Origin of the sequence: Microbacterium album, from assembly GCF_014643695.1 — a bacterium.
Classification (GTDB): Bacteria; Actinomycetota; Actinomycetes; order Actinomycetales; family Microbacteriaceae; genus Microbacterium; species Microbacterium album.
In genome coordinates this window covers 19,316-44,397 of record NZ_BMJY01000015.1, presented here as the reverse complement: position 1 = coordinate 44,397, position 25,082 = coordinate 19,316, and the positions used below count along the sequence as shown (strand labels likewise).

The following is a 25,082-nucleotide window of genomic DNA, read 5'->3' as shown; positions in this document are numbered from 1 at the left end:
TCGACGGCTCGGCCTGCGTGTCAGAGGCCGAGCAACTGCTCGGATCGATCCCAGAATCGGCGCGCGAGGTCAGCATCGAGGGCCTGGCGGTTCTGCGGTGTGATCGGCTTGCGCTTTGAGAAGTACCGGCCAGGCTCCCAGTCGCGACCAGGCTCGGCTTCGGCGAGCCACACGAGCGTGTCCGCTCCGCGGTCCGGGCTGATGAGCATGAGGCGCCGCGTGATCGGGTTGGTGGCGATGAAGCGCATGAGCGTGCTCTCGGACTGCGCGCCGAAGCTCGAGGCCACATTGCCGGGGTAGAACGAGGCTGCCGAGATCCCCCGGGCGCCGAAACGGCGGTGCAGCTCGGTGGTGAACAGGACGTTCTCCAGCTTCGCGGCCGTGTAGGCCCGGACGGGACTGAAGTTCTTGTCGTGGTCGAGGTCGTCGAGGTCGATCTCTCGCGCGAACTGCAGGGTGCTCGAGGTCTGGATGACGCTCGCGCGGGACTCGACGAGGGTGTCCATGAGCAGCCGCGTGAGGAGGAACGGCGCCAGGTGGTTGATCTGGAATGTGCGCTCGAACCCGTCGACGGTCTTCGTCGGGTCGCCGAAGACACCACCCGCGTTGTTGGCGAGCACATCGATGCGGGGGTAGGCGGCCTTCAGTTCGTCGGCGAGGCTCCGGACCTGCTCGAGCTCGGTGAAGTCGGCGAGGAAGTGATCGGCCCCGATCTCCCGCGCCACGGCGGCGGTCTTCTGAGGCGAGCGCCCGACGACGACGACGCGATGACCGTCGCTGCTCAGCCGTCGGGCCGCCGCGGCCCCGATCCCGTCGCTCGCGCCCGTGATCACGATGGTCTTCGACTCGGTCATGCCAACTCCCGTGGGACTCTATCTCGATCATGAAACACTGTAACGTGTACGGACTGTTGTACCATGATCCGATGGTGCGACAAAGCGGACAGGGTGGCGCGCGTGAGCGTGCGCGCCGGGCCATGCGTGCCCAGATCTCCCAGATCGCCCTGGACCTGTGCGTGGAAGCCGGCTACGACGGCACGACCGTGGAGCAGATCTGCGCCGCTGCGGACATCTCGCGCACGACGTTCTTTCGCTACTTCGCCTCGAAGGACGACGCGCTGCTCGGAGACGTGGACTCCATCGGCCTGGAGCTGCTCGAGGCGCTGCGAGAACGTCCCGACGAGGAACCGGTGTGGCACTCCCTCCGGCACGCGCTCGGAGCGCTCATCCGCGGTTACGCCTCAGACCCCGACCGGACCCGCCAGGTGATCACGCTGATGGACAGCGCTCCGTCGCTGGCCGCCGCCCACCTGGGCAAGCACGCACGCTGGTCCCCGCTCCTTCGGCCCGAGGTCTCCCGCAGACTCCGGATCGACCCCGACGACCGATCGGATCCACGTCCGCACGCGCTGATCTCCTCCGCGCTCTCCTGCGCGGACGCCGCCCTCGCGGCATGGAGCGTCCCCGGCACGCCCGACACGATCGATGAGCTCCTCGCCCACGCGATGACTGCCATCGCGCAGTAGCGCACTCATCCACCCGCTCGCGACGTCCCGCCGCGTCGATGCGCGGATTCGCCGCACGTCAGATGACCTCGGCGCTCCAGGGGTCGGGGGTGCCGGAGCGGTGGGCCGTGATGCTGATGGCCTGCTCGCGCAGGAACGGCAGCAGCTCCAGGCGGCCGGCCGTCGTGACGTCGCCGGCGTACACCGCCAGATCCGGATCGCCGTCGACGCGCTCGCTCAGGAGTGCGTGCAGCCGCGCCACGGCCGGGCGCGAGCCGATCAGTCGCGCTCGCGTGACCCGCGCGCGCGTTCCCAACAGCTCATCGACCGCCTCGAGCCCCGACGCGGCCTCCCCCGCCTCCGCGGACGGCGCCGCCGATCCGCCCGCGGGCTCGGCCGGCGCGCTCCCGCCCACGCGCTCGATCCACTGCTCATCCGTCTCGACGTACACGGGGATGTCCAGCTCGCCGAGCGTCCGTCGCACCGCCGGGGGAAGACCCACGGGCGCCGACAGCGTGAAGCCCCCGCCGGCGCGCACGCCGGCGATCACGACGCGCAGCACCGCCTGCCACGTCGCATCCGCCGTCGCCCGCACGGCGACGGGCACGGGCCGGTACCGGAAGAGGTTGCGTTCCACGCCCAGCTGCGAGACATCCTTGACGCGCCCGAACTCGCGATCCCACACGATCGCGTCGGAGAGGGCCGCGCGGCGCAGCCATTCGAACTCCGCGTAGGCCAGGGAGGGCTGCGCGGCCTCGATGAGCGCGACGATGCGCGTGTCGAGCCCGCGCAGGTGCAACGACTTCGACGCGGCGCCGCCCGACGTGGCCCGCCACGAGCCCAGGCCCACGAGGTAGTTCGGGCCGCCCGCCTTCGCGCCCGCCCCCACGGATGACCGCTTCCATCCGCCGAACGGCTGACGCTGCACGATCGCGCCGGTCGTGCCCCGGTTGACGTAGAGGTTGCCCGCCTCGACCGTGTCGAGCCAGAGCGCCAGGTCCTCCGGATCCTGCGTGTACAGCCCCGCCGTCAGCCCGTAGTCGACGGCGTTCTGCAGCTCGATCGCCGCCGCCAGCGACGGCGCGTGCATGATGCCCAGCACGGGCCCGAAGAACTCCTCGCGGTGGAAGCGCGAGCCCGGTCGCACGCCCGTGCGGATGCCGGGCGTCCAGAACCGCCCTTCCTCCTCGAGCCACCCCGTCCCGCGCAGCTCTTTCGGCTGCACGAGCCAGGACTCACCCTCGTCGAGGGTGGTCAGGGCCCACGCGAGCTTCCCGGAGGGCTTCTCGATCAGCGGTCCGATCTCGGCCAGCGGGTCCGCGGCCGGTCCCACGCGCAGCGAACGCGTCGCGTCCGCGAGCTGCCGCGCGAAGCGCCTCGACCCCGCCACCGGTCCGACGAGGATCGCGAGCGAGGCGGCCGAGCACTTCTGGCCCGCGTGACCGAACGCGCTCTTGACGAGATCGGCCGCCGCGAGATCGAGATCGGCCGATGGCATCACGATCATGGCGTTCTTGCCGCTCGTCTCCGCCAGCAGCGGCAGATCCGGCCGCCACGAGCGGAACAGGCGGGCCGTCTCCCAGGACCCCGTGAGGATCACCCGGTCGACCGACTCGTGCGCGATCAGCCGGCGGCCGAGCTCGCCCTCGTCGAGATCCACGAGCGCGAGGACGTCCCGTGGCACGCCGGCATCCCACAGCGCCTCAGCCACGACCGCGGCGCATCGACGGGCCTGCGGTGCGGGCTTGAACACCACGCCCGATCCCGCGGCGAGCGCGGCCAGCGCGCCGCCGGCGGGGATCGCGATGGGGAAGTTCCACGGTGGCGCCACGACCGTCACGCGCGCCGGCTCGAACACCGCTCCGGGCACACGGTCCAGCTCGCGCGCCGTGACCGCGTAGTACCCGGCGAAGTCCACCGCCTCGCTCACCTCGGTGTCGGCCTCGGGCAGCACCTTGCCGGTCTCAGAGCCCGCCACCTCGATCAGCTCCGCGCGCCGGGCCTCGAGGGAGCGTGCCGCGCGCTGCAGGACCTCGCCGCGCTCCGCCGCCGAGCGCGCTCCCCACTCCGCGGCCGCCGCGCGCACGCGCGCGACGACGGCGTCGAGGGAGGCCCCGTCGGAGACGCGCGCCGCCGCGGCGGTCTGCACTCCGGCGGTCGAGCCCGGGATGCGCGCGAGCACGTCCCGAGCCCACACGCGGTTGGCAGGCAGCGCCGGATCCGTGTCGGGCTCGTTCCGGAAGCCGGGCGCGCCCTCCGCGCGGCCCGTCTCCCGCTGCGCGAACACGGCCGTCTCCACCCAGTCGGCGTCCGCGAGCTCGCGGATCTCGGGCTCGCCTCGCCCCTCGTCCTCGGAGCCGCGGGCGATGTCGAGCACGAGCTGGGTCAGGTCCCCGTCCTCCGCCTCCGCCGCGATCTCGGCGGGCGTCGGCGCCTCGGTGCGGTCCTGGGCGCGGCGGGGCCCCGTGGCGAGCGACGCCTCCGCCGAGCGGCGCGCGGCGGCGACGAAGCGGTCCCGCTCGCGCTCGAACAGCGCGGGATCCCCCGCCATCCCGAACGCGGCGGACAGGAAGTTCTCGCTCGATCCGCTCTCCTCGAGCCGCCGCGCGAGATAGCTGATCGCGACGTCGAACTCGTCGGGGCTCACGACCGGCACGTACAGCAGCACGGGCCCCACCTCGCGGGAGACCGCCGCGACCTGGCCCTGCGCCATGCCGAGCAGCATCTCCACGTCGACGTCCGCGCGCACGCCGCGCTCCCCGGCCAGGAGCCACGCGTAGGCGATGTGGAACAGGTTGTGGCCGGCCACGCCGATGCGGACGGCCCGCGTGCGCTCCGCGCGCAGCGCGCGGTCGAGGCAGCGGAGGTAGTTCGCGTCCGTGTCGAGCTTGGAGTCGTACGTGGCGAGCGACCAGCCGTGCAGAGCCGCGTCGACCCGCTCCATGGCCAGGTTCGCGCCCTTCACGAGCCGCACCTTGATGGGCGCGCCGCCGGCGTCCACGCGGGCCGTCGCCCACTCCGTGAGCTGGTCGAGCGTGGGCAGCGCATCGGGCAGGTAGGCCTGCAGCACGATCCCCGCGCGGTACCCGCGCAGGCGGGGGTCGTCGAGGAGGCGCCGGAACACGGCGACCGTCAGGTCGAGGTCCCGGTACTCCTCCATGTCGAGGTTGAGGAACGTGCCGTGCTCGGCGGCGGTGAGGTACAGGGGCAGGAGTCGCTCGGCCACGCGCTCGACCGTCTCGTCGAACGCCCACATCGACAGGTGGCTCGCGATCGCGGAGACCTTCACCGACACGTAGTCCACGTCGGGGCGGAGCACGAGCTCGCGGATGCCCGCGAGGCGACGGCCGGCCTCCTGCTCGCCCAGCACCGCCTCGCCGAGCAGGTTCAGGTTGAGGCGCGCACCGCTCTCGCGGACGCGTGCGATGGCGGGGCCCAGCTTCTCGGGTCGCGCGTCAGCCACGAGGTGACCGACCATCTCGCGCAGCACGCGACGCGCGAGAGGAACGACGGGCACGGGCAGCAGGGGCCCGATCACGCCGCCCGCGCGCACGGCGCCCCGCAGGTACCACGGCAGGAAGCCCGGGACGAGCGGCGCGACGCGGCTCAGCCCCTGCGCGGCGGCGGTGACGCTCTCGGGCCGCACGACGCGGTCGATGAAACCGAGCGTGAAGGGCAGCCCCTGGGGGTCCTCCAGGACCCCGGCCAGGCGTGCGGCGGCCGGATCCACCTCGGCGCTCGCCGCCTCGTCGATCCAGCGCTGGGCCAGGGCGACGGCATCGACCACGAGGGCGTCGGCGTCTGCGCGCCCGGGCGCCGGGGCGCGCTCGGATCCGCCGGCGGGATCGTCGAGAGCAGCCATGCGATCAGCCTAAGCACCGGGCCCCACGGGTGAGCGGCGCGACCCGATATCCCGCAGGATGGACCCATGCCGGGCCAGAGCGGTCTCACGTACGACGCGATCGGCGCGACGCGCCGGTCCGACCTGCTGCGCCGACCGCCGCGCGGCTACCGCCCGATCGACCGGCGCGTGCGCCTCGGCTCGGGCGACCCCCTCTGGCGCGACGCGGGCGACCAGGTGCTGAGGTGGGCGCTGCAGCGACGCGCCGGCATCCGGGTGCGCGCGCCTCGTGACGACGGCGGGCCCCTGCGGACGGGTGACGTCGCGGTGCTGCGCATCGGGCTGTGGCCGCGCGACGCACCCTGCCGCGTCGTGTACACGATCGACGAGCCGGCCGCGCGGGGCTTCGCCTACGGCACGCTCCCGGGGCACCCGGAGCGCGGCGAGGAGGCGTTCATCGTGGAACGGGATGCGGACGGATCGGTGTGGCTGCGCATCCGGGCGTTCTCCCGCCCGGCGAGTGCCATCGTGTGGGCCGGGTATCCGATCGTCCGGCTCCTGCAGGAGGTCTACACGCGGCGGTACGAGCGCGCCCTGGTCGCGGGGGACACGCGCTCGCGCTGAGCGTCGGACCGGTTCAGTCCCAGTCGCTCGGTGCGGGCCGCCGGGTGGAGGGCAGCGCCGCGCCCTCGGCCCACGCGTGCATCCACGCGGGCACCTCGGGCAGCTCCTCCGGCAGGTCCACGGCCGCGAAGAGCTCCTCCAGGGGCACGGTGCGCGATCCGTCCGGTCCGGGGGATCGGCGCAGCACGCGGGCGCGGATGATCGCGCTCGTGTACACCTCGCCGCGCACGACCGCGCGGTGCTCGAGGTAGATAGCGCGGTCGTCGTGCCCGATCCACCGCGTCTGCACCTCGAAGCGCTGCCAGAGGTTCAGCGACTTGCGGAACGTGATCGTCTCGTTGGCGACGACCGGGTACCAGCCCCGCTCACGCATCATGTCCATCAGCCCCGTGCGCGTCATGAGGTCCCAGCGACCGAGGTCGAACAGCGACAGGTACCGGCCGTTGTTCATGTGCCGGAGGATGTCGATGTCCGTGGGCAGGGTGGTCAGCCGGATGCGGCCCACGGCCGTCATCGGAAGTGTGCCCTGACGACGGCGGAGCCGCCGGGCGCGCAGCATCACGAGCAGGGTTCGCCACAGCACGTTCACGAGCGCCGATCCTGGCACATCCCGCGCCCATCGGCCCGATCCGTTGTCGCGACCCCACAGTCGGCGCCGCCGCCGCGCTCCCGTACTCGGTGCGCCCGCCACGACGTCGACGTCGCGCGGCGGCGTCGATTTCCCGTCCGTCGCGACCCTGCGTAGAGTCTGGCCATGGCACCCGCATCACACACCGACGTGCTGATCCGCCCCATCCGGGAGGTGGACTCCGAGGCCATGGGCCGCGTCCACGCCCAGGTGTGGCACGAGACCTACGACGGCCTCATCTCGGCCGCCTCGCTCGAGAACGTGTCGCCCCGGCGCATGGCCGAGCTGTGGACGCACTACACCTCACAGGGACCCGAGCACCGCCATGCCGCGGCGCTGGTGGACGGCGAGATCGTCGGCTTCGCCGCATCCGGTCCGGCCCGGGAGCAGGACGCGCCCGCCCCGCGCGAGCTGTACTTCGTGTACCTGCTCGACAGCTGGCACCGCAAGGGCATCGGGCGCGCGCTGTTCGACGCCGTGGTCGACGACGGCGAGCCGCTGTACCTGTGGCTGGCCGAGAAGTACCCCGGCGCCCGCACGTTCTACGAGAAGCGCGGGTTCCGCCTGGACGGCGGCCGGCGCGACGAGCCCTTCCTCGGTGAGACGATCACCGAGGTCCGCTACTCGCGCTGAGCCGCATGCTGCAGATCTGGGCACTCGCCGGGATCCCCGAGATCGGGGCGGGCACGGATCTGGTCGAGGTGATCGCGACAGCGGTGGCGGCATCCGACCGACCGCTGCGGGACGGCGACATCTTCGTCGTGACGAGCAAGATCGTCTCGAAGGCGGAGGACCGCTTCGTCGTCGCCGACGACCGGGAGGACGCCATCACGAGCGAGACGGTGCGCGTGGTCGCGACCCGGACCTCCCCGACCGGCCACACCACGCGGATCGTCGAGAACCGGCTCGGCATCGTGTCCGCCGCGGCGGGCGTGGACGCCTCCAACACCCCCGAGGGCACCGTGCTGCTCCTCCCGGTCGACCCCGACGCGTCCGCGCGGGAACTCGCGGCGGGCCTGCGCGACCGGCTCGGCGCCCGCGTGGGGGTGCTGCTGTCGGACACGCTCGGCCGCGCATGGCGCGACGGCCAGACCGACCACGCGATCGGCGCGGGCGGCGTGCGGGTGTTCGACGATCTGCGCGGCTCGACCGACGCGCAGGGCCGCGCCCTCGCCGTCACGCTGCCGTGCGTCGCCGACGAGCTGTGCGCGGCCGCCGATCTCGTGAAGGGCAAGGCGGCCGGGCTTCCCGTCGCGGTCGTGCGAGGCCGGCCCGACCTGGTCGGCGACCTCGGCCTTCCGGGCGCGCGCACCATCCCCCGCACCGGCGAGCGCGACATGTTCCGCCTCGGCTACGACGAGGCCTACGCGGAGGGCTACGCCGCGGGCCGCGCCGCCGCACCGCCGAGCCGCTGACCGCCCCGGCCCCGGGCGCACGCGCCGTCCACCCGACCCCCGGGCGCACCGGCGTCAGCGGTGCGTGAAGCGGGGTTCGCGCTTCTCGCGGAAGGCGGCCATGCCCTCCTTCTGGTCGGCGGTGTCGAAGAGGGAGGCGAAGAGGTGCTTCTCGAGGCGCAGGCCCTCGGCGAGCGGCGCCTCGAGCGCGGCGTCGAGCGCGGCCTTGGCGGCGTAGAGCGCGGGCAGCGGCTTGGACGCGATCGCCGCGGCGAGCGCGGCGGCCTCCTCGTGGAGCGCTTCGGCGGGCACGACGCGAGAGACGAGGCCGATCCGCTCCGCCTCGTCCGCCTCGACGATCCGCCCTGACAGCACCAGCTCCGCGGCCTTGAAGTACCCCACCGCGCGCACGAGGCGCTGCGTGCCGCCCATCCCGGGGATGACGCCGAGCGTGATCTCGGGCTGACCGAAGCGGGCGGTGTCGGCGGCGAGGATGACATCGCACATCATCGCCAGCTCGCACCCGCCGCCGAGCGCGTAGCCCGCGACGGCGGCGATGACGGGGGTGCGGACGTCGGCGAACGACTGCCACGCATGGAAGTGGTTCCCGACCGCCACATCACGGCCCGTGAGCCCCTCCATCGCCTTGATGTCCGCCCCGGCGGCGAACGCGCGGTCCGAGCCGGTGATCACGATCGCGCCGATGCCCTCGTCGGCGTCGAAAGCGAGCGCCGCGGCGACGACCTCGCGCGCGACCTCCGAGTTGAGCGCGTTGAGCGCCTCGGGCCGGTCCAGGGTGATCCAGCCGACCCGGCCGTCCACGCGGGTGCGGATCGTCGTGTTCCGTCGGTCCTCGTCCATGCGCTCAGCACCTCGCCTCTCGTCCGCTCGCCGAGGCGGATCGACCTCCGCCGTCCCCAGATTCTTCCATCTGTTCACCCGCTCGACACCTTGCACCGCTAGGACCGAGGGTGTGGCCCGCCACTCGGGTCCGACCCTACCCCCGACCGAACAGAGGACAGTGATGCCTTCATCCTTCTTCCGGCGCGCCACGGGCGCCGTGGCCGCCGCGGCCACAGCGTGCGCTCTGGCCGTCGTACCCGTCACCGCCGCGAGCGCGGCGATCGTGCCGGAGCCCATCCAGCACTCGGCGGACGCGGACGCACGCCTCTCGCTCACGCCCATCAGCACGTTCGAGACGGGCGTCTTCGACGAGTCCGCGGCGGAGATCGTCGCGTTCCACGGCAACCGCCTCTTCGTCGTCAACGCGCAGGAGGGTGCCGTGACGGTGCTCGGCATCGGCGAGTCCGCCGAGATGACCGAGCTGTACAAGATCACCTCCGAGGGCGTGGCGAACTCCGTCGCCGTGCGCGAGGACGGGCTCGGCGTCATCGCGTTCGAGAACGAGAACAAGACCGCCAACGGGCACCTGCTCTTCTTCGACGCCACGACGGAGACCGCCACCGTGCTCGGTCAGGTCGAGGTCGGCGCGCTGCCCGACATGGTCACCTTCTCCCCCGACGGCGCGTACGCCGTGGTCGCCAACGAGGGCGAGCCGTCGGAGGACTTCACGCGGGACCCCGAGGGATCGATCGGCGTCGTGTCCCTCCCCGCCGTCGGCACGCTGGCCGCGCCCGCGCAGGACGACGTGCGCATCGCCGACTTCCACGCCTTCGAGGAGGACGGGGACCTCACGCTCCACCCCGACGTGCGCGTCTTCGGTCCGACGCCGCACGACGACCGTCCCGTGTCGCGCAACCTCGAGCCCGAGTACGTGACCGTGTCGGGGACGACCGCGTACGCCGTGCTGCAGGAGGCGAACGCCGTCGCGGTCGTGGACCTGCCCACGGCCACGGTGACGGACATCTGGCCGCTCGGCTTCCAGGACCACGGCGAGATCCCGCTCGACCCGTCCGACCGCGACGACCGCGCAGAGCTGCGCACGTACGAGGGCCTGTTCGGCATCTACATGCCCGACGGCATCGAGTCGTACGAGGTCGAGGGCGCCACCTACCTCGTCACCGCGAACGAGGGCGACGCCCGCGAGTGGGGCGACTACGCCGAGGCCACCCGCGTCGGCAGCATCGCGCGCAACGGCCACGGTCCCGTCTGCGACGACAGCCCGCTCGCGCCGTACCTGGGCAACGCTCACCTCGGCCGCCTCAACGTCACGATCGAGAACGGCTTCGACGCCGAGCGCGGCTGCTACGAGGAGCTGTACGCGTTCGGCTCCCGCTCGTTCTCGATCTGGACCGCCGATGGCGAGCAGGTCTTCGACTCCGGCTCGCAGTTCGAGGAGATCCTGCTCGAGGTCGCGCCCGAGTACTTCAACTCGAACCACACCGAGGCGAACCTCGAGGGCCGCAGCGACGACAAGGGCCCCGAGCCCGAGAACCTGGCGATCGGCAAGGTCGGCGACCGCACCTACGCGTTCATCGGCTTCGAGCGCGTGGGCGGCATCATCGTCTACGACATCACCGACCCGCGCGACGCCCAGTACGTCACGTACGTCAACAACCGCGACTTCTCGGTCCGGGGCGACCTGAACGACCCCGCGACCCTCTCGGCCGCGGGCGACCTCGGGCCGGAGGGCGTGGCATTCATCCCCGCCGCGCAGTCCCCGACCGGTGAGCCGCTGCTCGCAGTGGGCAACGAGGTGTCGGGCACGACGACGCTGTTCGCGATCGAGGACCGGCTCGTCAACCTCCAGGTCCTGACGATCAACGACTTCCACGGCCGCCTGGAGCAGAACCTCGGCAGCGGCGAGGCGGGTGCCGCGGTGCTAGCGGGTGCCGTCAAGCAGCTGCGCGAGGAGAACCCGAACACGATCTTCGTGCACTCGGGCGACAACATCGGTGCGTCGACGTTCACGAGCTTCATCTCGCAGGACGAGCCCACGATCGAGGCGCTCGTCGCCGCGGGGCTTGAGCTCGGCGCCGTGGGCAACCACGAGTTCGACCAGGGCTGGGACGACCTGACGGGCCGCGTCACGGAGAGCTTCGGCAGCCCCGACTTCAACCTGGGCGCGAACGTCTACTGGAAGGGCACGACGGACCCGGCCCTGCCGGAGTACGCCGTGCGCGAGGTCGGCGGCGTCGACATCGCGTTCATCGGGCTGGTCACGCCCAGCACGGGCACCCTGGTGAGCCCCGCTGGCATCAGCGAGATCGAGTTCGGCGACATGCTCGAGGCGGCCGACCGCGCGGCGGACGAGATCACCTCGGAGGGACTGGCGGACATCATCGTGCTGCTCGTGCACGAGGGCTCGGCCGCGGCGAACTGCACGGCCGTCGCCGCCGACGCGAGCGACTACGGCACGCTGATCCGCGAGGCCTCGGCCGACATCGACGCGATCGTGTCGGGCCACACGCACCAGCGCTACGCGTGCGACATCGCCGGTCCCGACGGGGTCGAGCGCCCGGTCATCCAGGCGCACCAGTACGGCACCACGCTGGGCCAGCTCGACATCGTGGCCGACCGGAGCACCGGTGAGCTGGTCTCGATCAGCGCCGACCTGCTGCCGCTCGTGGTCGAGGGCGCCGCCGCCTACCCGGCGGACCCCGAGGTCGCCCAGATCGTCGCGGATGCCGTGGCGATCGCCGACGTCGAGGGTGCGGTCGTGATCGGCAAGATCACCGAGAGCATCACGCGCGCGACCACCCCGACCGGGACCGAGGACCGCGGCGCCGAGTCGACGCTCGGCAACCTGCTCGCGGACATCTACCTGTGGGCGACGTCGAACGAGAGCTACGCCGGCACGCCTGCGCAGCTTGCGCTCATGAACCCCGGCGGGATCCGGGCGGACCTGCACCCCGGTCCCGACGGCGACATCACCTACCGCGACGTCGCCACGGTCCAGCCCTTCGCCAACACGCTCATGACGCTGCCGCTCACGGGCGCGCAGATCAAGCAGATCCTCGAGGAGCAGTGGCAGCCCGACGGCGCCGCCCGCGCCTACCTGCACCTCGGCGTCTCGGAGGGCTTCAGCTACGTCTACGACGCGAGCGCCCCGCGTAACCAGCGGATCGTGTCGATGACCCTGAACGGCGAGGAGATCGCGCCGACCGACGAGATCGTCGTCGTGACGAACTCGTTCCTCGCGGCCGGTGGAGACAACTTCTTCACCTTCGCGCAGGCGACCCGCACCGACACCGGCCAGGTCGACCTCGAGGCGACCGTGCGCTACTTCCAGGCGCACCCGGTCGTCGAGCCGGCCCCGCTGGGCCGCGCGGTGGCCGCTGACGGTGAGCCCGGCCCGGTCGACCCGGGCCAGCCGGGCGAGCCGGGTGGTCCGACGCCGCCTCCGGCGCCGGGCGGACAGGACCCTGCGCCGCAGGACCCGGGCGCGCTGCCGACCACGGGTGGCACGCCGGACCCGCGGCTCCTGGACGACAGCAACCGCGGCGCCGCGGACATCCGCTCCGTGTCGGGCCAGCAGGTCACCGTCTACGTGGGCAGCGCCTACGCGGGGCAGACCGTCTACGCGTGGCTGTTCTCCGAGCCGGTGTACCTGGGGGCGCACGTCGTGACCGAGGAGGGCACCATCACGGTGACCCTGCCGGCGGGCGTCACCGGTGACCACCGCATCGCGGTCTACGACGCCGAGGGCAACATCATCGGCTGGACCGAGATCAGCATCCCGGCCGACCGCCTCGCCGCCACCGGCGCCGCCCAGCTGCCGCTGGGGATCGCCTTCGCGGGCGCGACGCTGCTCGTCGCCGGCGGCCTGCTGCAGGTGCTCCGTCGCCGCCAGCGCTCGATCGCCTGACGCCGCACCCAGCCGAGAGGGCCTCGTCGCGCAACGCGGCGGGGCCTTCTCGCATGCGTCGGGGGCGGGCGCAGGGGGACCAACGGGATCCGCGCCTCGGATCAGTCCGATCCGGCTCGATCGTCCGCGCCGCGCCCGCGGAGGTCGGCGAGCTCCTCCTCCAGCGACTCGACCTGCCGGCGCAGCGCGAGCACCTTGCGCACGCCGGGCAGCGTGACCCCCTCGTCCGTGAGCGTCAGCACCTCCCGCAGCCGCTCGACCTCCTGCCGCGAGTAGCGCCGCTGCCCGCCCTCGGACCGCTCCGGCGACACGATGTCCTGGTCGTCGAGACGGCGCAGCGCGGCCTGCGGGATCCCGAGGATCGCCGAGACCTGGCCGATGGTGTAGAAGGGCGCGTCGGCGTCCTGCAGCGGCGAGAGATCCTCGGCGCCCCGCTGCGCGTCCCTTGTCTGCGTGCCCTGTTCCATCGTCATGACCGCGTTCCCATCCGGATCCCCATGGTACGACGGGTCCACAGAGCCCACATCCCCGGTCAGCAGGACCGGGCCACCAGCTCCTCGGGAAGGCCCGTGACCGTGACGCCCTTCTCATCCGCGACGATGTCCACGCGGCGCCCCGCGAGGGGCAGGCCCGTCAACTCGACGCGGCCGAGGGCGGGCGGGACGGCGCATGCACGGAAGACGCCCGCAGGCGCATCGGCCTCGAGGCCGAGCCCGATCCGCAGGATCTCGAACGGCGTGGCGGCGGCCCACGCCTGCGGCGAGCACGAGGTCGGGTACGGGATCGGCACGGGCTTGTCGTCGCGGTCGAATCCGCAGAACAGCTCGGGAAGACGCCCGCCGAACGCCTCGAGCGCGTCGAGGAGGCCGGCCGCGACCTGCATGGCGGCGTCGCGGCGCCCGTAGCGCGCCATGCCGGCCGCCGTGAGCACCGTGTCGTGCGGCCAGACCGATCCGTTGTGGTAGCTCGCCGGGTTGAAACGCCGCGACTGCGCGGAGAGCGTGCGGATGCCGAAACCCGTGAAGAGGTCCGGCTGCAGGAAGCGGTCGATCACGCGGTCCGCGAACTCCTCCGGGACGATGCCCGACCACAGGCAGTGCCCCACGTTGGACGCGAGCACCCGCAGCGGTTCCTTCCGCGCGTCGAGCGCGAGCGCGTAGAAGCCGTCGTCGGGCATCCAGAACGCCTCGTGGAATCGCCGGCGCAGCGTGCCCGCGCGCTCGCGCAGCATCGCCGCGCGCCCCGCGTCCCCGATCGCGTCCTCGAGCTCGGCCGCGGCGAGATACGCCGCATAGCAGTAGCCCTGCACCTCGGCGAGCGCGATGGGCGCCTCGGCGTCGTGCCCGTCCCGGTGCGCGATCGAATCGGAGCTGTCCTTCCAGCCCTGGTTCGCCAGCCCCCGGTCGGTTCCGCGGCGGTACTCGACGAAGCCGTCTCCGTCGCGGTCGCCGCAGCTCTCGATCCACGCGATCGCGCGGTCGACGGCGGGCTTCAGCTCGGCGATCTCCTCATGCGGCACGCCCCAGCGCAGCGCCTGCCCGACGAGCATCACGAACAGCGGCGTGGAGTCGATCGAGCCGTAGTACACGCGGTCCCCGCCCAGCGCGAGCGACAGGTCGGCGCCGAGCCGCACCTCGTGCAGGATGCGGCCCGGCTGCTCCTCCGTCATGGGGTCATCCCGCGTGCCCTGCAGGCGCGCGAGCGTGCGCAGCGTGCCGAGCGCCAGGCCGGGCGCGAAGGGCATCATCATCGAGCTCGTCAGCAGGGAGTCTCGACCGAACAGAGCCATGAACCACGGCGCCCCGGCCGCGACCACGTCCTCGTCCGGATGCTCCGGGTCCACGATCCGCAGTGCGCCGAGATCGCGCTCGCTCGTGCTGAGGGCACCCGCGAGCACGGTGTTCCCCACGGCGATCGTGGGCGCGGCGTCGCGCCATCCCCGCATGCGGCGCGCCGGCTCCGTGGCCTCGAGCGGGCGGTCGAGAGGGAAGGACGCCGCCAGCTCGCTGCCCGCCACGGCCGGCAGCACCTCGACGCTCGCGCTCCACGACTCTCCGGCGGGCACGACCGCCCGAAACAGCAGCGCGCCGGGCACGGCCTGCGCGCCGGGCGCCGACACCCGCACGCCGCGCGCGTCCGAGCCGTCCGCACGTCCGCCGGGGTCCGTCCGCGCGTCCTGACCCATGCCGAAGTGCAGCCCCTCGGCGTCGTAGGACGAGGTCACGCGCAGCGCGCGGACGGGACGGCGCTCCTTGACCTCGAACAGGTCGGCGAAGTCCGCGTCCACGTGAAGCACGACATCCAGGCCCGCCGCCTCGGCGCCGTAGTTCGTGAGCGTGATGTCCTCGCGCATGCCCCGGCCGACCAGGCGGTGCCGCTCCACGATCACCGTGGGCTCGATGGCCCCCTGCCGGGCGGGGATGCGCCCGACGAAACGGCTCTCGTACGGCTCGGCGGGCAGAGCGCTGAGCGGCTCCACCTCGTCGCCGTCGATGCGCAGCTGCCAGCGCGAAAGGACGCGCGTGTCCTGGACGAACAGCCCGTCACCGTGCGTGGGGAGCATGTCCCCGTTCGTCCGGGAGACGCAGAAGGACGAGCCCTCGACGAGCGTGACCGATGCCTGCGGCTGCAGCACGGGAGCGATCCCGCGCGGTCGGGTGCGATCGTCCTCGATGGACCCGCCCGCGGACTCCGGGCGGTCTGAGACCGACGGGGGCGAGGGCTCACGCTCCCCCGACGCGGGGCGGGTGGTCAGGTCGGTCACGGCTTCTCCTCTCCGGCGTCGGCGCCTTTCAAGGTGTAGGAAACATGCAGTTGCGATTGTAGGTTTTCTCCCCTTAGCCTGACAACGGTCGGCTCGACGGCGAGCCCCGCTTCACCCCTTTGCCCGCACCACGCGCCCACTGGAGGAGGAGATACGCGCATGTCGCTCATCGTCGAACGAGAGGACGTCCCGCGGGGCGACGGAGCCGATCGGCCGTTGCGGATCGGCATGGTCGCCCCGCCCTGGTACGAGCTCCCGCCGCGCGGCTACGGCGGCACGGAGGCGGTCGTCGCGACGCTCGTCGATCAGCTCGTCGCCCGCGGTCACGAGGTCACGCTCGTCGCGTCGGGCACGCCCCGCACGCGGGCGCAGCGTCACGTCCGGGTCTACGAGGAGCCACCGTCGCACCTGCTCGGGTCGAGCGTGATGCCCGAGCTCGTGCTCGCCGCGGAGGCGGCGCGGGCCCTCGACGGCCTCGATCTGGACGTCGTGCACGACAACTCGGCCGCGGGTCCCCTGCTGGCGCGCGGCCGCGCCATCCCGACCGTCGTCACCATGCACGGGCCCGTCGGGGGCGACAACGGCGACTACTACCGTCGCCTCGGGTCCTCCGTCGACCTGGTGGCGATCTCCCACGCGCAGCGTCGGCACGCGCCCGACCTCAACTGGGTCGGCACCGTCCACAACGCGATCGACGTGCCGAGCTTCCCGTTCCGAGCGGACAAGAGCGACACGGTGCTGTGGATCGGGCGGTTCAGCCCCGACAAGGGCGCCCACATCGCCATCGAGGCGGCGCGTCGCGCGGGACGGCGCATCCTGCTCGCGGGCAAGCTCTCCGAGGCCGCCGAGAAGGAGTATTTCGACCGTGACGTCCGTCCCCTGCTGGGACCCGACGCCGAGTACATCGGCGAGGCGGACTCCCAGCTCAAGCGCGAGCTGTTCGCGCTCGCGTCGTGCCTGCTCTTCCCGATCCAGTGGCACGAGCCGTTCGGCATGGTCATGGCCGAGGCGCTGGCGTGCGGCACGCCGGTCGTCGCGACCCCGCGGGGCAGCGTGCCGGAGGTCGTCCGGCACGGCGAGACGGGGTTCGTGGTGGAAGGGGTCGACGCGCTCGCAGACGCCGTGACACGGGTCTGTGAGCTCGATCCGGCGGCGTGCCGACGCGATGCCGAGCAGCGATTCGACCTGCCGGTCATGGCCGCGGGTTACGAGCGCGTCTATCGCATGCTCGCCGAGGGCAGCGAGACGATCCGCTCGCTCACGGCCGCCCCGGCGGCTTAGGTCGTCAACGCCCGCGACCGCGTCGCCGTGTCGGACGGCCCGCTCACCGACCGCGCATCCGCACGTCGCCGAACAGCCTCGCGATGGGGGCGATCACGCGGTCGCGCGCGGCGACCCACCCGCCCGCCATCGCCAGGACCGAGACCGTGAAGATCCAGAATCCCGTCCAGTTCACGGCGTCCTGGCCGGCGTACATCGCGTTGAGGTTGCGCAGCGCGCCCGTCGCGAACACGAGCCCGACGTGGACGACGGCGAAGCCCGCGAAGAACAGCATGACCGGGTAGTGCACGGCCTTGGCGAGGTCCAGCGGATAGAGCCGGTTCAGGCGGTCTGCGCCGCGCGGCCAGAACGCGCTCAGGCGCGCACCGGTCAGGATCGCCAGCGGCGAGGCGACGAAGACGATCGCGAAGTAGGACAGCTGCTGCAACGCGTTGTACCCGGTCCATCCGCTGTGGGTCGGCCAGTCGAGCGACACGTACTGGATCAACGCCGACAGGGCGTGGGGGAAGACCTCCCAGCTCGTCGGCACGATGCGCACCCAGTGCCCGGTCGCGAACAGCAGCACGACGAAGACGAGCCCGTTGAGCATCCACAGCACGTCGACCGCGACGTGGAACCACATCGTGAGGCTCATCCGGCGCTTCTTCACGCGACGCGAGGTCCACAGCCCGCTCGGCGACTTCTCGCCGCGGATCCGGACGCCGGAGCGGATGATGAGCAAGAGGAAGAACGCGTTGAGGAAATGCGTCCACGACAGCCACGCGGGGATGCCCACGCCCGAACCGGCGGGCATGGGCGCGGCGCCCGGATACTCCGCGAGGAAGCCCGCGACCGGCGCGAGCGAGACCAGCCAGCGCGTGAAGAACACGAGCATGAACACGCACAGCGCCAGGGCCGCCGCCCCGAAGAGCCCGTAGATCGCGCGCAACAGCACGGGCGTACGGGCAGGAGTCACGAATAGATCATGCCAGGGGATCCCTGGACGCTCCCGCCGGAGGATCAGCGGGCGGCCGCCTCCTGGTCCTCTTCCGTCGCGACGAGCTGGCCGCAGGCGCCGTCGATCTCCTTGCCCCGGGTGTCGCGGATCGTGGTGGGCACCCCGGCGTCGTTGAGGCGACGCACGAACTCCTGCTGCACGGAGCGCTCCGAGGCGTCCCACACCGAGCCGGGCGTCGGGTTGAGCGGGATCGGATTGACGTGCACCCAGCCGCGGCCTCGGGCGTTCAGCTTCTCGGCGAGCAGATCCGCGCGCCACGGGTGGTCGTTCATGTCGCGGATGAGCGCGTACTCGATCGACACGCGCCGTCCCGTCCTGTCGAAGTACTCGCGCGCGGCGTCCAGGGCCTCATCCACCTTCCAGCGGGAGTTGACCGGGATGAGCTCGTCGCGCAGCTCGTCGTCGGGCGCGTGCAGCGACAGGGCGAACGTGACCGGGATGTCCTCGGCCGCGAGCTTGCGGATCGCGGGGACGAGCCCCACGGTCGACACCGTGATGCCGCGCGCGCTCATCCCGAGCCCGTGCTTCTTGTCGACCATCACGCGCACGGCCTGCATGACGCGCGCGTAATTCGCCAGCGGCTCCCCCATGCCCATGAACACGATGTTGGTGACACGCTCATCCGGGTGCTCGGCCCTGCCCAGCCCGCCCGCGCGGATCAGCGCGTTGGCGCGCACGACCTGCTCGACGATCTCCGCCGCCGACATGTTGCGCGTCAGCCCCGCCTGGCCGGTCGCGCAGAACGGGCAGTTCATGCCGCACCCCGCCTGCGACGACACGCACAGCGTGATGCGGCCGGGGTAGCGCATGAGCACCGACTCGACGAGCGCGCCGTCGTGGAGTCGCCACAGAAACTTGATCGTGTCGCCCTTGTCGGTCTGCAGGCGCCGGACCTCCGTGAGCAGGCTCGGCAGCACGCCCGCCACCAGCTCCTCGCGGCCCGCGGCCGGAAGATCCGTCATATCGGAGGGATCCGACGTCCAGTGGGTGAAGTAGTGCTTCTCGAGCTGCTTGGCGCGGAAGCCGGGCAGACCGAGCTCCGTGACCTTCTCGACGCGCTGCTCCGGCGTCAGGTCGGCCAGGTGCACGGGCGGCTTGCCGCGCTTCGGGCTGGCGAACTGCAGCAGAGGGCGCCCCTCGGCGTCCTTCTGCTGCTGCCATCCCTCCGTCTTGGGCCGCACCTGGCGGACGCCGCCGGTGGCGCGCACGGCGGTGTTCGCGGGTCGCTGAGGGGTGTCGGCCATGCCTCCAGGCTAGGGGAGACGCCTGCGAGAGCGCTGGTGCGGACTTCCGGGTGCCGCGGCCGGCGGACACCGTGGCCCTCAGGCGAGGAGGGGCGTTGCAGAGACTGCGACTGATGCGCAGCGCGAACGAGGATGAGGAGATTTAGGGAAGATCAGGAAGTTTTAGGGAGATTCGAGCAGCCGCCTGACCGTGAACCTGCCAGAATCTACCCATGGAGTACCCATCGCTCCTCACGATCGGTGAGGCCGCCCGCATGCTGGGCGTGTCGGTGAAGGTCCTCCGCTCGCTGGCGGATCGCGGCGCCGTGCGGTCTTCGAGGACGCCCGGCGGCCACCGACGCTTCCACGCAACCCAGTTGCGGGAGGACTGGTCCCGGGCGACGACCCCACAGACCCCACCCCTCTCCTCGCTGCCCACGGGGGACGGCGCGATCGAGGCGAACAGCGAGACCGCAGGGAGCGGGACGATGTCCTGGACCCGGACCTACCCGCTGCGGGGCCTGAGCGAGGACACCGTCTGGCTCGAGCTGCGGCGGTGGCTCGAGACGCAGGTGGGGGAACTGCCGCGGAACGCGCGGGAGATCCTGGCGTACGCCGTGACGGAGATCGTCAACAACGCGATCGACCATTCTCGGGGCACCTATGTCGAGGTCACCGCCCGACTGGCAGGACGGCGTGCCGAGATCACCGCACGGGACGACGGGGTCGGCGCGTTCGCGACGCTCCGTGACGGTCTCGGCCTTCCCGACGTCGCCGCAGCGGTCGTCGAGATCACGAAGGGGAAGCGCACCACCGCACCGGATCGTCACGCCGGAGAAGGCCTCTTCTTCACGTCCAAGGCCGTCGACGTCTTCGATCTCCAGGCCAATGGTTATCGTCTGGCGGTCGACAACACGATCGACGACATCGCCTCGGGCAGTTCGGACGCGTCCGGTACGGTCGCCCGCGTCCTCTTGTCGCTGGATACCGAGCGCTCGCTTCGGGAGGTCTTCGAACGTCACACGGACGACGACCTCGCCTTCGTCAAGACCGCTCCCGTCATCAAGCTGATCAGCCGTGAGGGCGAGTTCATCAGCCGCAGCGAGGCGAAGCGATTCGCGACGGGTCTGGAGAAGTTCACCGAAGTGACGCTCGATTTCGAGGGGCTGGATCTCGTCGGTCAGGGCTTCGCGGACGAGCTGTTCCGGGTGTGGCGTCGCGAGCATCCCGACGTGACGCTACGCGTGGTCAATGCGAGCCCTGGCGTGGCGCTGATGATCGGCCGAGTCGACAGATCGCTCGTGACCTGACGCGCGGTGCGCTCGGCCGGTCGATCGCGCGCAGCTGAGCGCTCGCCGGTCAGTCGAGGAAGACGTCGGGGAAGAGGCGGTCGTCGGGGGTGCCCGGGACGGCCGCGTAGCCGGAGAGGTCGGTGACGCCGGCCTCGGCGAGCACGTCCTCGACGATGAGCGTGCGCCCGCTGAGCTCGCGCGCCGGGCGCGAGAGCACGAGGTGCGCGGCGTCGGCATAGATCTCGGGGGTCCGGCTCATCGCCATCAGTCGGTCACCGCCGATGACGTTCTGCACGGCGGCGGTCGCGATGAGCGTGCGCGGCCACAGCGTGTTGGCGGCGATCCCCTCCTTGCCGAACTCGGCGGCGATCCCGAGCGTCGCCATCGTCATCCCGAACTTCGCCAGCGAGTAACCCGTGTGCGCCCCGAGCCACTTCGGCGTGGTGTTGAGGGGCGGCGCGAGCGACAGGATGTGCGGGTTCGGACTCTCGCGCAGCAGCGGGATCGCCGCGCGGCTGAGCATGAAGGTGCCCCGGACGTTGACGTCCTGCATCAGGTCGTACTTCTTGGCTGGCAGGTCCTCGGACCCGCTGAGGTCGATCACGCTGGCGTTGTTGACGACGATGTCGATGCCGCCGAACTCGCCGGCCGTCGCGAGCACGGCGCGCGCGATCGCATCGTCGTCGCGGACGTCGCCCGCGATCGGCAGCGCGTTCCCCCCGGCCTCGCGGATCGCCTCGGCCGCCGTGTGGATCGTACCCTCGAGCTTCGGGTGCGGACGGTCGGTCTTGGCGAGCAGCGCGACGTTCGCGCCGTCGCGCGCGGCGCGCAAAGCGATGGCCAACCCGATGCCGCGGCTCCCCCCGGACATCAGGATCGTGCGGCCCGCGAGGGGCTTGTGGGTGTCGTTCTCGACCTGCGGCATCCGGCTCCCCTCACCCCGTGCAGCATCGCCCGGTTCCCCGCCAGCCTACGCGAGCCCTGGAACGCGCCCCGCTCGCGCGGCAGACTCGAGGCATGTCGCGCATCGTGCAGATCGTCCGCTCCGGGCTGGCTCCCCTCACGCGCACGCGCGCCTTCCGCGCGCTCGGGCCGCGCCTGCTGCCGGCGGCCGAGCGGCTCGTGCGCGGGCTGACGGGTGGGCGCGTGCAGGTGAGCGGGCTCCTCGTGCCATCGCTCACGCTCCACACGATCGGCGCCCGCACCGGCGAGCCGCGCGCGAGCGAGCTGATGTACACGCCGGACGGCCGCGGCAACGCGATCGTGGCCGGCACCAACTTCGCCCGCGGGAAGCACCCCGCCTGGACGCACAACCTCCTGGCGCATCCGGGGGCCGAGATCACCTCGCGCGGGCGGCGCTTCGCGGTCGTGGCGACCCGGATCGACACCGATCCCGCCGAGCGGGAGGCGGCGTGGGAGCTGATCCAGCGGCAGTGGCCCGGCTACCGCGCCTACGAGCGCGACTCGGGCCGCCAGGTCCGGCTGTTCCGCCTCCGCCTCACGCGCGAGCTCTGACCCGTTCGGCCGCCGCGTGCGTCCCTGTCCGTCCCTCACCCGTCCCCCGGCCGTCCCGGTCACAGGACGGATGTGACGGGCGACGTGCGACGGGGCCTGTCGGACCGCGGATCCGGCATCGAGCCTGTGAGCGGGACGGCGCGACCTGCGAGCGGGACGGGCGGATGGACGGGGTCCGCGTCAGAGACCGAGCACGAACGTCCAGGTGCCCGCCCAGACGGCGGCGCCCACGGAGGCGGCGGCGATGCCGACGGCCAGCAGCACGAGCACCCCGTCGCGCGGACGGAGGCGGGACGGTCGGGCCCAGGTACGAGCGACCGGGGCGCCGAAACCCCGCGCCTCCATGGCGGTGGCGAGCTTGGATCCCCGCCGGATGGCCAGCACGAACAGCGCGAAGGTCTGGCCCGCGAAGCGTCGCAGGCGGCCCGTGTCGGCCACGCCGCGCGAGCGACGCGCGTGCCCGAGCTCGCGCCAGTCGTCGATGAGCAGGCCCACGAGCCGCAGACCGGCAAGCGCTCCCAACACGAACCGCGCGGGCAGCCGCGCGAGCTGGCCCAGCGCATCGGCCAGATCGGTCGGATCCGTCGTGGCGAACAGGATGACGCTCGGCACGGCGATCGCCAGCACGCGCAGCAGGATGGCGAGCGCGAGCTCGATGGACCCGTCGCTGACGCGCAGCACGCCCCACTGCACGTAGATCTCCCCGCTGGGGCGACCGTAGAGGGTCGTCCCCAGCGCCGCGATCACCGCCGACAGCGCGATGGGCCATACACGCAGCCAGAGGTCGCGCCACGAGAGGCGGGCGAACGGCAGAAGCGCCAGCGTGAGCGCGAGAGAGACGCCCGCCGACACCGGATCGATCGACAGCAGCAGCGCGACGCCGAGGACGAGCGCCGCGACCAGCTTCGCGAGCGCGTTGACGCCGCCCAGCGCGCCACGCCGCGCATCGATGGTCATGAGGCTCACGTCGTCACCGCCGCGCGGCGCAGCTCGAGCACATCATCGGCGAGCGCTTCGACGAGCTGCTCGTCGTGCGTCACGCACACGATCGCCCGCCCGTCGGCGCGCACGCCGTCGAGCAGCGTCGCCAGCTCCCGCCACGTGCGGGCGTCCTGGCCGTACGTCGGCTCGTCGAGCACGAGCACCCGAGGGCGCGTGGCGAGCATCGTCGCGACCGTGAGACGCCGCTTCTCCCCTCCCGACAGCGTGAACGGGTTGACCGACGCCAGGCGCGCGAGCCCCAGCCCGTCGAGCAGCGGCTCGACGCGCGCGGCCACCTCGCGCGGTCCCAGCCCGAGCGCGCGCGGCCCGACCTCGAGCTCCGCCCGGACGGACGTGGCGAGCAGCTGGTGCTCGGGCGACTGGAACACCATCCCGATGCGCGTGAGCAGGTCGCGGGAGGACCACTCCGAGGGCGCGGATCCCGCAACCGGCGGTCGTCGGCGACGACGCGTCCCGTGAGCCCCTCCGGATGCCGCGAGAGCCTCCGTGGCGGCGAGCGTCCCCGCCGCCGGCGGCAGCAGCCCCGCCAGCGTCAGCGCCAGCGTCGACTTGCCGGCCCCGTTCGGGCCGACCACAGCGAGTGCCCGTCCGCCCCTGACGTCGGCGGACAACGCCTCAGCCGCGACCACCGGTTCGCGCGCGCCGAACGGTCGGCGGCCGACGGAGAGCGCCTCGGCCGTGAGCAGCGACTCCGCACCGGAGGGCGGCTGCGTCCGCGGCACGACGGGCGCGACCCCCGGCACCCACACCCCCGCCTCCGTGAGCGTGTCCGCGTGGGCGCGGAACACGTCGTCCGGGGTCCCGTCGGCGACGACGCCTCCCCCCGGGGCCAGGACGATCACGCGATCGACGTGAGGCGCCCACACGCCGACGCGGTGCTCGACGACGACGAGGGTGGCACCTGTCGCGCGGGTCGCGGCGATGACCGCATCGCGCACCGAGGCCACGCCCTCGGGGTCGAGGTTCGCGGTCGGCTCGTCGAGCAGCAGCAGTCCCGGCCGCATGGCCAGCGCGCCCGCGAGCGCCAGCCGCTGCTTCTGCCCTCCCGACAGGGCGGACGTGGAGCGGTCCAGCTGCAGGTCCAGCCCGACGGCCGCGAGCGCAGAGGGCACGCGGCGCCAGATCTCGTCCCTCGGCACCCCGAGGTTCTCGCACGCGAACGCGACGTCGTCGCCGACCCGGGAGAGGACGACCTGGGCGTCCGGGTCCTGCAGGACGAGCGCCGCGCGCCCGCGCGCGTCGGCGGGGACCCGGCCGTCGATGAGCAGGGCGCCCTCGGCTTCCCCGTCCTCGTCGTCGCCGAGCACACCCGCGAGCCCGCGCAGCAGCGTGGACTTGCCCGACCCGCTCGCCCCCAGCAACAGGACGCGCTCTCCGGGTTCGATCCGCACGTCCAGGGCGCGCACGGCCCAGCGCGACCGCCCGGCGTGGCGCCATCCCCACCCGCGTGCGTCGACGCGGGCGGGGGCGGCTGGCGGAGTCGTCACGCCCCGTCGGCCTCCGCGCCGCCTCGAGCACGGACCTCCCGGCCGATCGCGAAGCGGTCGAGCGCTCCCGTGGCGGCCAGCGCGCGGGAGATCACCCACGACAGCAGGCCGGCGATCACGATGCCCGACACCACCGCCGCGACGAAGTAGACCGCGCGCGCCTCGAAGGCCAGCGCCGCGACCGAAGAGAAGTTCGTGTCCAGCACGGCGACCGCGATGCCGGCGAGTGCACCGGAGACGAGAGCGCCCAGCACGCGCCAGTTGGCGTAGAGGAGCAGAGCGAAACCGAGCTCGGCGCCGATGCCCTGGAAGAGCCCCCAGATGAACGTCGTGTAGCCCCACTGGGTGCCCACGAGCATCGACACCACGGCGGCCACGACCTCCGTGTAGAGGGCAGCGCCGGGCTTGCGGATGATGAGTCCGCCGAGCACTCCGGCGAAGAGCCATCCCCCGGCGAGCAGGCCCGAGAGCCCGGGCGTGAACGCCAGGAGCGTGTCGAGGGCCGGCCAGGCCTGGCCCCACAGCCAGAAGACGACGCCGGCTGCGACGCCGATGACGCTGGCGACGACGATGTCGACGACGCGCCAGCGATAGCGGCGGGTCGTCTTCTCCGTGACGGACGAGCGTGCGGACGTGGACGTGTTCATCTCTCTCCTCCCTGCGCCGGCATGATCCGGATCAGGTTCGACGGTCGAAGCGCGGTTCGCTTCCTCTCAGCCCGGCTCGCCGGACTCCCGTGGGTTGTGAACGTGATTCTAGGGC

At 72.4% G+C, this 25,082-nt stretch carries 20 protein-coding genes and 1 riboswitch; of the genes, 8 read left to right on the top strand and 12 right to left on the bottom strand.

Annotated features, from left to right (window positions below):
* Positions 1 to 20: 20 nt before the first annotated feature.
* Entirely contained in the window at positions 21 to 854 is an 834-nt protein-coding gene (locus IEX37_RS13395) for an SDR family NAD(P)-dependent oxidoreductase (RefSeq protein ID WP_188756785.1), read from the bottom strand.
* A gap of 71 nt (positions 855 to 925) precedes the next feature.
* On the opposite strand from IEX37_RS13395, the gene IEX37_RS13390 reads away from it, so the two are divergent.
* Positions 926 to 1,525, top strand: a complete 600-nt coding sequence (locus tag IEX37_RS13390; protein WP_188756784.1) for a TetR family transcriptional regulator — start codon at positions 926 to 928, stop codon at positions 1,523 to 1,525.
* A gap of 58 nt (positions 1,526 to 1,583) precedes the next feature.
* Here IEX37_RS13390 and IEX37_RS13385 read toward each other — a convergent pair whose 3' ends face one another.
* Positions 1,584 to 5,366 (bottom strand): proline dehydrogenase family protein, encoded by a 3,783-nt coding sequence (locus IEX37_RS13385; RefSeq protein WP_188756783.1) that lies wholly within the window; start codon positions 5,364 to 5,366, stop codon positions 1,584 to 1,586.
* Between the two features lie 66 nt (positions 5,367 to 5,432).
* Between IEX37_RS13385 and IEX37_RS13380 the strand changes: the two genes are divergently transcribed.
* Positions 5,433 to 5,969, top strand: a complete 537-nt coding sequence (locus IEX37_RS13380; protein WP_188756782.1) for a DUF1990 domain-containing protein — start codon at positions 5,433 to 5,435, stop codon at positions 5,967 to 5,969.
* A gap of 13 nt (positions 5,970 to 5,982) precedes the next feature.
* Here the strand turns inward: IEX37_RS13380 and IEX37_RS13375 are convergent, their stop codons facing one another.
* The gene (locus IEX37_RS13375; protein WP_188756781.1) at positions 5,983 to 6,558 is read right to left on the bottom strand and encodes an acyl-CoA thioesterase; all 576 of its coding nucleotides are present in this window, start codon (positions 6,556 to 6,558) and stop codon (positions 5,983 to 5,985) included.
* 165 nt (positions 6,559 to 6,723) lie between these two features.
* Between IEX37_RS13375 and IEX37_RS13370 the strand changes: the two genes are divergently transcribed.
* Positions 6,724 to 7,230 (top strand): GNAT family N-acetyltransferase, encoded by a 507-nt coding sequence (locus IEX37_RS13370; RefSeq protein WP_188756780.1) that lies wholly within the window; start codon positions 6,724 to 6,726, stop codon positions 7,228 to 7,230.
* Between the two features lie 5 nt (positions 7,231 to 7,235).
* Positions 7,236 to 8,012 (top strand): coenzyme F420-0:L-glutamate ligase, encoded by a 777-nt coding sequence (cofE, locus tag IEX37_RS13365; protein ID WP_188756779.1) that lies wholly within the window; start codon positions 7,236 to 7,238, stop codon positions 8,010 to 8,012.
* Between the two features lie 54 nt (positions 8,013 to 8,066).
* On the opposite strand, the gene IEX37_RS13360 is transcribed toward cofE, so the two are convergent.
* The gene (locus IEX37_RS13360; RefSeq protein ID WP_188756778.1) at positions 8,067 to 8,852 is read right to left on the bottom strand and encodes an enoyl-CoA hydratase-related protein; all 786 of its coding nucleotides are present in this window, start codon (positions 8,850 to 8,852) and stop codon (positions 8,067 to 8,069) included.
* A 163-nt stretch (positions 8,853 to 9,015) separates the two neighbouring features.
* Between IEX37_RS13360 and IEX37_RS13355 the strand changes: the two genes are divergently transcribed.
* Positions 9,016 to 12,759: a choice-of-anchor I family protein gene (locus IEX37_RS13355; RefSeq protein WP_188756777.1), complete on the top strand. Its 3,744-nt coding sequence runs from the start codon at positions 9,016 to 9,018 to the stop codon at positions 12,757 to 12,759.
* 101 nt (positions 12,760 to 12,860) lie between these two features.
* Here IEX37_RS13355 and IEX37_RS13350 read toward each other — a convergent pair whose 3' ends face one another.
* Positions 12,861 to 13,232 (bottom strand): MerR family transcriptional regulator, encoded by a 372-nt coding sequence (locus IEX37_RS13350; RefSeq protein WP_229663266.1) that lies wholly within the window; start codon positions 13,230 to 13,232, stop codon positions 12,861 to 12,863.
* Positions 13,233 to 13,291: 59 nt separating this feature from the next.
* On the bottom strand, positions 13,292 to 15,523 hold the full coding sequence (locus IEX37_RS13345; protein ID WP_229663265.1) for an amylo-alpha-1,6-glucosidase: 2,232 nt from the start codon (positions 15,521 to 15,523) through the stop codon (positions 13,292 to 13,294).
* 159 nt (positions 15,524 to 15,682) lie between these two features.
* Between IEX37_RS13345 and IEX37_RS13340 the strand changes: the two genes are divergently transcribed.
* Positions 15,683 to 16,804 (top strand): glycosyltransferase family 4 protein, encoded by a 1,122-nt coding sequence (locus IEX37_RS13340; protein WP_229663264.1) that lies wholly within the window; start codon positions 15,683 to 15,685, stop codon positions 16,802 to 16,804.
* A gap of 43 nt (positions 16,805 to 16,847) precedes the next feature.
* Here IEX37_RS13340 and IEX37_RS13335 read toward each other — a convergent pair whose 3' ends face one another.
* The gene (locus IEX37_RS13335; protein ID WP_188756776.1) at positions 16,848 to 17,759 is read right to left on the bottom strand and encodes a cytochrome b/b6 domain-containing protein; all 912 of its coding nucleotides are present in this window, start codon (positions 17,757 to 17,759) and stop codon (positions 16,848 to 16,850) included.
* 44 nt (positions 17,760 to 17,803) lie between these two features.
* Positions 17,804 to 19,045: a dual-specificity RNA methyltransferase RlmN gene (rlmN, locus tag IEX37_RS13330; protein WP_188756775.1), complete on the bottom strand. Its 1,242-nt coding sequence runs from the start codon at positions 19,043 to 19,045 to the stop codon at positions 17,804 to 17,806.
* Between the two features lie 212 nt (positions 19,046 to 19,257).
* Between rlmN and IEX37_RS13325 the strand changes: the two genes are divergently transcribed.
* On the top strand, positions 19,258 to 20,334 hold the full coding sequence (locus IEX37_RS13325; protein WP_188756774.1) for an STAS-like domain-containing protein: 1,077 nt from the start codon (positions 19,258 to 19,260) through the stop codon (positions 20,332 to 20,334).
* A 49-nt stretch (positions 20,335 to 20,383) separates the two neighbouring features.
* Here the strand turns inward: IEX37_RS13325 and IEX37_RS13320 are convergent, their stop codons facing one another.
* On the bottom strand, positions 20,384 to 21,241 hold the full coding sequence (locus IEX37_RS13320) for an SDR family oxidoreductase (RefSeq protein WP_188756773.1): 858 nt from the start codon (positions 21,239 to 21,241) through the stop codon (positions 20,384 to 20,386).
* 92 nt (positions 21,242 to 21,333) lie between these two features.
* Between IEX37_RS13320 and IEX37_RS13315 the strand changes: the two genes are divergently transcribed.
* Positions 21,334 to 21,831: a nitroreductase family deazaflavin-dependent oxidoreductase gene (locus tag IEX37_RS13315; protein ID WP_188756772.1), complete on the top strand. Its 498-nt coding sequence runs from the start codon at positions 21,334 to 21,336 to the stop codon at positions 21,829 to 21,831.
* Between the two features lie 180 nt (positions 21,832 to 22,011).
* On the opposite strand, the gene IEX37_RS13310 is transcribed toward IEX37_RS13315, so the two are convergent.
* The 3 genes from IEX37_RS13310 to IEX37_RS13300 form a co-directional block, all read right to left on the bottom strand.
* Positions 22,012 to 22,788, bottom strand: a complete 777-nt coding sequence (locus IEX37_RS13310) for an energy-coupling factor transporter transmembrane component T family protein (protein ID WP_188756771.1) — start codon at positions 22,786 to 22,788, stop codon at positions 22,012 to 22,014.
* A 5-nt stretch (positions 22,789 to 22,793) separates the two neighbouring features.
* Entirely contained in the window at positions 22,794 to 24,320 is a 1,527-nt protein-coding gene (locus IEX37_RS13305) for an ABC transporter ATP-binding protein (protein ID WP_229663263.1), read from the bottom strand.
* Positions 24,317 to 24,967 (bottom strand): ECF transporter S component, encoded by a 651-nt coding sequence (locus tag IEX37_RS13300; RefSeq protein WP_188756770.1) that lies wholly within the window; start codon positions 24,965 to 24,967, stop codon positions 24,317 to 24,319. Before IEX37_RS13300 ends, IEX37_RS13305 begins: the two co-directional genes overlap by 4 nt.
* A riboswitch (TPP riboswitch) is annotated at positions 24,959 to 25,068 on the bottom strand. It overlaps the preceding gene by 9 nt.
* Between the last annotated feature and the right edge of the window lie 14 nt (positions 25,069 to 25,082).

Bases quoted from the DNA above. Each gene is read 5' to 3' on its own strand.
- IEX37_RS13310 (WP_188756771.1), bottom strand. From the start codon at position 22,788: ATGACCATCGATGCGCGGCGTGGCGCGCTGGGCGGCGTCAACGCGCTC.
- IEX37_RS13340 (WP_229663264.1), top strand. From the start codon at position 15,683: ATGTCGCTCATCGTCGAACGAGAGGACGTCCCGCGGGGCGACGGAGCC.
- IEX37_RS13395 (WP_188756785.1), bottom strand. From the start codon at position 854: ATGACCGAGTCGAAGACCATCGTGATCACGGGCGCGAGCGACGGGATC.
- cofE (WP_188756779.1), top strand. From the start codon at position 7,236: ATGCTGCAGATCTGGGCACTCGCCGGGATCCCCGAGATCGGGGCGGGC.
- IEX37_RS13320 (WP_188756773.1), bottom strand. From the start codon at position 21,241: ATGCCGCAGGTCGAGAACGACACCCACAAGCCCCTCGCGGGCCGCACG.
- IEX37_RS13360 (WP_188756778.1), bottom strand. From the start codon at position 8,852: ATGGACGAGGACCGACGGAACACGACGATCCGCACCCGCGTGGACGGC.
- IEX37_RS13380 (WP_188756782.1), top strand. From the start codon at position 5,433: ATGCCGGGCCAGAGCGGTCTCACGTACGACGCGATCGGCGCGACGCGC.
- IEX37_RS13390 (WP_188756784.1), top strand. From the start codon at position 926: ATGGTGCGACAAAGCGGACAGGGTGGCGCGCGTGAGCGTGCGCGCCGG.
- IEX37_RS13350 (WP_229663266.1), bottom strand. From the start codon at position 13,232: ATGACGATGGAACAGGGCACGCAGACAAGGGACGCGCAGCGGGGCGCC.
- IEX37_RS13325 (WP_188756774.1), top strand. From the start codon at position 19,258: ATGGAGTACCCATCGCTCCTCACGATCGGTGAGGCCGCCCGCATGCTG.
- rlmN (WP_188756775.1), bottom strand. From the start codon at position 19,045: ATGGCCGACACCCCTCAGCGACCCGCGAACACCGCCGTGCGCGCCACC.
- IEX37_RS13300 (WP_188756770.1), bottom strand. From the start codon at position 24,967: ATGAACACGTCCACGTCCGCACGCTCGTCCGTCACGGAGAAGACGACC.
- IEX37_RS13385 (WP_188756783.1), bottom strand. From the start codon at position 5,366: ATGGCTGCTCTCGACGATCCCGCCGGCGGATCCGAGCGCGCCCCGGCG.
- IEX37_RS13355 (WP_188756777.1), top strand. From the start codon at position 9,016: ATGCCTTCATCCTTCTTCCGGCGCGCCACGGGCGCCGTGGCCGCCGCG.
- IEX37_RS13315 (WP_188756772.1), top strand. From the start codon at position 21,334: ATGTCGCGCATCGTGCAGATCGTCCGCTCCGGGCTGGCTCCCCTCACG.
- IEX37_RS13370 (WP_188756780.1), top strand. From the start codon at position 6,724: ATGGCACCCGCATCACACACCGACGTGCTGATCCGCCCCATCCGGGAG.